This window comes from Aminobacter sp. DSM 101952, assembly GCF_001424795.1.
Lineage (GTDB): Bacteria > Pseudomonadota > Alphaproteobacteria > Rhizobiales > Rhizobiaceae > Aminobacter > Aminobacter aganoensis.
Window position 1 is genome coordinate 1 of sequence record NZ_LMCL01000026.1, and the last position, 3,785, is coordinate 3,785.

4 protein-coding genes are annotated in these 3,785 nt (G+C 55.6%); 1 reads left to right on the forward strand and 3 read right to left on the reverse strand.

The window, feature by feature from the left end; genetic code table 11:
* Window positions 1–113: 113 nt before the first annotated feature.
* The 3 genes from ASC75_RS16475 to ASC75_RS16485 form a co-directional block, all read right to left on the reverse strand.
* Entirely contained in the window at window positions 114–1,082 is a 969-nt protein-coding gene (locus ASC75_RS16475; RefSeq protein ID WP_055977829.1) for a PDR/VanB family oxidoreductase, read from the reverse strand.
* A gap of 122 nt (window positions 1,083–1,204) precedes the next feature.
* Entirely contained in the window at window positions 1,205–2,086 is an 882-nt protein-coding gene (locus ASC75_RS16480) for a LysR family transcriptional regulator (RefSeq protein ID WP_055977832.1), read from the reverse strand.
* 140 nt (window positions 2,087–2,226) lie between these two features.
* Window positions 2,227–3,249: an aromatic ring-hydroxylating dioxygenase subunit alpha gene (locus tag ASC75_RS16485; RefSeq protein WP_055977834.1), complete on the reverse strand. Its 1,023-nt coding sequence runs from the start codon at window positions 3,247–3,249 to the stop codon at window positions 2,227–2,229.
* 176 nt (window positions 3,250–3,425) lie between these two features.
* Between ASC75_RS16485 and ASC75_RS16490 the strand changes: the two genes are divergently transcribed.
* Window positions 3,426–3,752 (forward strand): helix-turn-helix transcriptional regulator, encoded by a 327-nt coding sequence (locus ASC75_RS16490; protein ID WP_055977836.1) that lies wholly within the window; start codon window positions 3,426–3,428, stop codon window positions 3,750–3,752.
* Window positions 3,753–3,785 lie beyond the last annotated feature (33 nt).

The following is a 3,785-nucleotide window of genomic DNA, read 5'->3' on the forward strand; positions in this document are numbered from 1 at the left end:
CTCGACGAGCACCTCGCCCTCGCGCGGACCCTCGAGGTCCACCTCCATGATCTCGAGCGGCTTTCCGGCTCCGACGGCAACTGCGGCGCGGGTTTTCATTCTCTTCTCCAGGGTCAGATATCGAGGACGAGTTGTGTCGATTTGGCGCGCGAGCAGCAGATGGCTATCTGGTTGCCTGCGCATTTTTCCTGAGCAGTCTGGAACGTGTCCCTGTGGTCGACCTCACCACTGATTACCTTGATCAGACAGGTGCCACATATACCCTGTTCGCATGAGAGGAGAGGGCGCAAGCCTGCTTCCTCGAGCGTCTCAGCGATGGATTTGTCGTGCTTTACAAGCAGGACTTTTCCACTTCGCGCAGCAATCACTTCGAATTCGTCTTCGCCTCGAACAAGCGCCGCGCTGAAGCTTTCGGTGTGAATGCGGTCCGGATCAACCCCACCGCGCCGGGCTGCTTCTGTCACAAAATCCATGAACCCCCGGGGGCCGCACACATACACCGCCGATTTTTGCGTAACCGACGAAAAGGCTTTCGTTGGATCGAAGCGCTGTTCGGGGCCACCATCATCAAGATGGAGATGCAGTTTCGAAGCGAATGAACTTGACGCGATTTCGTCAATGAAGGCGGCCCTTTCAATCGAGCGCGCGCACAGATGAAGAGCAAAACTGGTACCCTTGGCCGACAGACGATAGGCCATGCTCAGTATTGGGGTGATACCTATGCCGCCAGCAACCAAGACCACATGGGTATCGTCTTCAGCGAGCTCAAAGTTGTTTCTAGGTACGCCAATTCGGATGACGTCCCCGGCCTGGAACGTGGCGTGTATGGCTGCGGAACCACCCCGTGATTGAGGATCCTTCTGAATCGCGAGACGGTAGATCGAGCTGTCGGCCGGATCATTCGACAGAGAATACTGTCGAATAACGTCGCCGTTCACGAAAACGTCGATGTGCGCGCCTGCGGTGAACGGCTGGAAGGCGTCAGTGCGTGTTGGCGACAACTCCAAGCATACGATATCCTGCGCAATCACCGTCATGCGACGGATGAGGGCAAACGAAGTACCTATATGTGCGATTTTCATCAGAAGCAGTTTCCAGGTCCAAGACCCCGGCGTCGCGGGTCGCTCATCTGGAAATGGTAGGTGGGGCTTATGAATTTCGGAAATTGGAATTTTGGAGGCCAGATATCTATGAGGCCGATAGGTCAGCTCGCAGCTGTGTATCTTTGATTGGCGACTGCAACCACCTGTTCTCGCAGCCAGTGAAGACCAGGATCGCGATCATGTGAGCGGCGCCACTGCAATACGTCTGTCATTATGGGCAGTTCAAACGGAACACTGACCGTTCTGATGGGAAGATACGAAGTCGCGCGATTTGCCAGATCCTTTGGCACAAGAGCGAGAAACTCGGTTCCCACCAATGCATCAGGCAACAATGTGAAGCTTGGAGCGGTGATCCCCGCTCTCGGTGCCCGTCCAAATTGTTTCAAGAACCAGGATTCGATGAACGTTGTTCTCTCGCTAAAGGCTTGGGCATGGCGGGCTTCCAGAAACTCCTCCAAGGAAATCGACTTACCTATGCGTTCGTTGCCCTTCCAGACGATGCAAGTGTAAGAATTGGGAGGCAAAGGCTCGAAGTGGCAATCCTCAAGCATGAAACGGTCGGGGATGATCAACAGGTCGATATCGGTCTTGAAAAATCGGGTGCTCGGCCCGCGGTAGAATATATCCACGGACGGCGCATTTTCCCGAAGTGCAGAGATGATATCAAGAATCAAGGTCGCCCAGACGTAATCTGAACAGGCTATAGTAAATTGACGATCCGAAGTCGCGGGATCGAAGGCGCTTCTCATCGACAAGAGGCGCTCTGTATCCGAAAGGATAGCGCGTAAAGGCACGATGAGTTCTTCTGCAAGCGGCGTAAGCGCCATGCTACGACCGCTTCTGACAACCAGCTCATCGTCGAAGTGCTCACGTAGACGAGAGAGAATACCGCTGGTAGCAGATTGACTGAGGCAAAGCCGCTCCGATGCACGGGTAATATTCTGATGCGTAAGGATTGCGTCCAAGGCAACCAGCAGGTTCATGTCCAGGTGCCGGAATCGCAAAGTCCGCTCCAATGAGGTTGAGGTTTGCGACACCATAACTCATCTCCTTGACGCAGGCCACAAAACGCCAAGCGGCGCCGCAGACCAAGTCCGCGGCACCGCATGTGTAACAGGACCGTTCAGCTCGCTTGTTCTGCCTGCAGCCGGGCCTCCACGACGCGTCTGGCTCGAACAGCAGGGCCATCCGTCTGTAGCAACACAGGATTGAGTGACATTAGCTCGCTGTTGTCGATCATGCGCTGCTGGGCTTCGATGACCGGCTTGTCCTCGTCGTCGAAAACGGCGACTCCCACGCGGAGGAGTTGTTCGCTCAATGCCACATCTTCCTGCCGAAAATCGCGCGACATCGCCCAAAAATAATGTGTGGTGCAATCGGTTTCGGGCGTGAGCAGGTGCGACGTTGGTATTGACAATCCCTCTTCAACTGGGCGTCCGACACCGGTCATGCCGACATCGAGAAGAAGCAGCGAAGGCGATGACCAACGCATAAAGTTCCGATGGTCACCGCGCTGATCCGAGGGGTAGCCGAGCATCTGGAAGTATTTGTTGGGGTATTGGTTGGGACGAGAGAACTTTGCCCAGACTTCGTGATCGGCTGGCTCTTTCTCCGGCTCGAAACGTGGCGGCCCCTCAGCGTTGGCAAACATAGGGTGGATATACTGGCCGTGGCTGAGATCGAGCAGGTTATCGGAGATCAGCTGATAGTTGGCTCTGACATGCAGGTAGCTGGAGACGGTCTGGAAACTGGGGTCTGTCAACACGCTGAAGTCAGCGATGAGGCTTTCGTCTGCACGCTCGGCCTCACCAAGCCAGAGCCAGGCGATACTATGTTTTTCAACCACCTTGTAAGCCTTAACGCGGGCTGCGCGCGGTATTTTGCCGTCCCCATGAGGATTTAGGGTGCAGGCGCCCGACGCATCGAAGCAGAGACCATGATAAGCGCACTCAACGATGTCTCCCTTGAGCTTGCCAAGATGCAACGGTACGAAGCGATGCGGGCAACGGTCTTCAAGCGCTGCGACTTCCCCGGACTCCGTACGATAAAATACAATCTTCTCGTTGGCGATCGTCCTGGCAAGCATGTCACGAGTAATTTCGTGTGACCAAGCCGCCGCGTACCAAGTGTTCTTGATGTAAACCATGGACTCCTCTCTGGCTCTATTATTGGATAGGTCCTAGGGAGCAGTCTGGCATCGTCGGTAGGATCCGAAAAATCGTGAATTCCAATGGCTACTATCGCAAACTCCGCTGATTGGTCGGACCAGGTGGGATACAATATGCAAGAGGTGCGGCGGGGATACTGTCTGCCATAGGTGTCATGGATGAACGTCAAGCGCTGATCGCGTTCGGGGCAATGTCCCAGAAAACGCGATTGAAGATCGTTCGGCTCCTGGTGAAGGCCGGGCCGGAAGGCATGGCCGCAGGCTTCATTGCGGAAGCCGCAGGGGTCTCCGCGTCGAACGTCTCGTTCCACCTCAAGGAACTGGAGCGGGGCGGCCTGGTCACCGCCCGCTGGGACGCGCGCTCCATTGTCTACTCGGCAGACTACCAGGCCTTGAGTGGCTTGATCCGCTTTCTGTTGGAGGACTGCTGCGCAGGCAATCCGGCCATCTGCCAGCCAGCCCTTGCGACGGCCTGCTGTTAAATTGGACGACGGAAATCATGTCGGCATTCGAAC

Bases quoted from the DNA above. Each gene is read 5' to 3' on its own strand.
- ASC75_RS16475 (WP_055977829.1), bottom strand. From the start codon at position 1,082: ATGAAAATCGCACATATAGGTACTTCGTTTGCCCTCATCCGTCGCATG.
- ASC75_RS16480 (WP_055977832.1), bottom strand. From the start codon at position 2,086: ATGAACCTGCTGGTTGCCTTGGACGCAATCCTTACGCATCAGAATATT.
- ASC75_RS16485 (WP_055977834.1), bottom strand. From the start codon at position 3,249: ATGGTTTACATCAAGAACACTTGGTACGCGGCGGCTTGGTCACACGAA.
- ASC75_RS16490 (WP_055977836.1), top strand. From the start codon at position 3,426: ATGGATGAACGTCAAGCGCTGATCGCGTTCGGGGCAATGTCCCAGAAA.